This is a genomic window from Chitinophaga sp. (assembly GCF_036566945.1).
Classification (GTDB): domain Bacteria; phylum Bacteroidota; class Bacteroidia; order Chitinophagales; family Chitinophagaceae; genus Chitinophaga.
The window spans coordinates 1-2,647 of record NZ_DATCVJ010000493.1 but is presented as its reverse complement, the minus strand read 5'-3'; the positions used below and the strand labels follow the sequence as shown (position 1 = coordinate 2,647).

At 42.7% G+C, this 2,647-nt stretch carries 1 protein-coding gene; it reads right to left on the bottom strand.

Annotated elements, in window-relative coordinates:
* On the bottom strand, positions 1-2,595 hold a 2,595-nt coding region (locus VIP81_RS15080; RefSeq protein ID WP_331962229.1), incomplete at its 3' end, for a DUF5977 domain-containing protein.
* Positions 2,596-2,647 lie beyond the last annotated feature (52 nt).

Below are 2,647 nucleotides of genomic sequence, written 5' to 3'. Positions count from 1 at the left end.
TCGCGGATCTCCCATTGAGGAGGTATACTGTTTGACGCCTGTTTCACAGATGCCTTTTATGATCTTTGTATGTGGTCCTTCGCAGAAGCAATGCCCCGACGTATTCGCCTTATCCTGTCCATTGGTTAGAATATCGTTTGCTGCCATCTGGTCAGCGGTTGCCTGGCTTACCGTGCTACGGTACTTGCGGGCAGGAACGATATAGTCATAGGGCAATCCGGCTCCTCTGTCGAGAGGACAGTTGGTCTTCGTGAAAACTCGTGACACCTGCACATTATAAAACCAGCATGGCCCGTTTGCGTTTGCATTAGCCTGACCGTAGGCATTTAGCTCTGCCTGTGCTTTTGCATCTGCATCTGCCTGGCTGACGGCGGAAGCATATTTTCCGTAAGGGACCTTATAAGTAAGTATACCCGGTTCCCCACTTGTGCAAGACGCTCGGGTGAAATCGGCCTGAATTTTAGCATTATAGTAAAGAGAGGTAACAGGGGCTGTCATTACGATGCCAGGGCCATAGTTGTATTGATAATTCTGCAGTATCTGTCCTTTGAAATCTTTAATGTTAACCAATCTGCTTAACCCATCATATTCATAATAGCTGCTGAGATCTGATGGAGAATTTTTACTTATTATGCCTACAAATGGTGAATAGGAATAAGTCTGCATTTGAGCATCCTGTGGGTATAGACGCAATTCATCGATCGTAGCATTTGTGGCAGTTAATTTTACCTGCAGGGTTCCGGTAGGTAAGAGGTGTTTATACAGCGTCCAACTATTGAAGGTCGGTCCGGTGCTTTTTACCGGGATAGATGTGCTTCCATTTTGGGTAATAGTAACAGCCCCATTTTTAGACCAGTATGAAAGGAGTACTGGTCTGCCAATAGCGGTAGTATTGGTTTTAATTATCTGCGCTCCGGTAGTCAGTTTATAAGATCTCGATCCCGTAAAGGCAGTAGTTGTATCTTTGGCGCCACCTGTAATGGACCAGTAAGAGTCAGGATTACTGTCTGTTTCAAAACCCGTGTAGGCGATCATCGTAGTATCCGCATTGGATACTTCTGCAACAGGGAAAAGTGACTTATAGTCCCATATGTAGCTGGTAGTGATATCATCTACTTTAGTTTGTTCCGTCAAATTGCCGGAGGTATTATACTTGAAAGCGGCCATTTGTTTATACCGGCTATCGGCAGTGAACACCCCTGCTGCTGTTACATCTGTTGCTTGATAATCAGTTAAAGGAGTAGCAGTTTCCAGACGATACAAAGACACCGGAACAGGCATGGTACTGGAAAATACAGTATAGCTACCACCTATATACCTCGTATTACTGCCATCCGCATTTTGCCGGTATTGGGAAGATTCGATTTCCGCACCGTTCATGTTTTTTGATTGTAATAAGGCAAGCCCCTTTGAGATCACATCTGCCCCGGCGGGAATTTTATAATCAGCTGCATATTTTTTTTTGGTAAATACCGTGTCGCCATTGGTGGTAAGCTGCGCAATCAATGATGGATAGGTATGTTTCGTACTGTTAAAAGTATTAGTAGTAGCCGTGGTAATATAGGAGTCAGAAGCTTTGTCAAAAATTTTAACGGTGGTCTGAATCAGGTCTTTTGCCTGACAGGTAATCTCTTGCAGATTCGTGTTCCAATCTATGCTGTAGTTTCGTTTCGCTATACAGTCAAGCGGAGACTCCGAAGTAGCATATCGCTGATAGGTAGGGTAGCCGTTTGTGTTTATACGCTTGCAATAAATTGTTTTGCTGGACTGACTGGACGAAGGTGATGCCTTGAGTGTATTCAGACCTTCGATGTCTGTGTACCTATATGTGTTTGTAAATTCTTGTAAGAGTTTGCCGTTATTGTCATAAATAAATTTCTTCTCCAGATCACCGCTGCTGATATCGTCATTAAGGAAATTTCCAATGTGATATTGATAAACTGTTTTACCTAAAGATTGATTGGTTACAGGATCCGTAAGGTATTCGGTGACAACTTCGTAACCTATATGGCTACCCTGTATTGTACCAAGTCCAAAAATGGAGGTAGCAGAAACGGTGAATTTCCCGGATGATGAAGGCTGTGTTTGGCCAACAGCCACATCGTAGTTAATATATCCGGTTTCTTTGTCGTAGTCAGGAAACCTGGAGCTAACGTTGCCGCTTGATCTGCCATCACTGTATAAATATTCATAAGTTTTGGTTACGGCTTTGCTATCTGCCGATGCCATATCTGTCATCGTTTTTATTCTCAATCCACCAATGTTACCCGAATAGAAGTCGGATGGATCTTTGGGAATAGATTTATTTCCTTCATACTCAAAAACCGTAAAACCGCCAGTTGGATATTTTATTTTGCTCAACAACCCAAATTTAGCAGCATTTTCATTGACATTACGGTCTGCTCCCTTACCAACGGTAACATCTTCATACGGTACATTGGGTACTAAGCTATTATTACCGGAGCCATTATAAAATCCCCAGTGGTCGATTCCTCCAGTGGATAAATCTGGTAGTTGATAATCCTGCGAATAGGTAAATTCATAGGGAGGTACTGTTGCATTACCAGAAATGGCTACTTCTTTTATACTATCCAACCTAAGGCGGTTCTTTAATATTTGGTTAGATGGATTAGTAAAATAGCCAGTG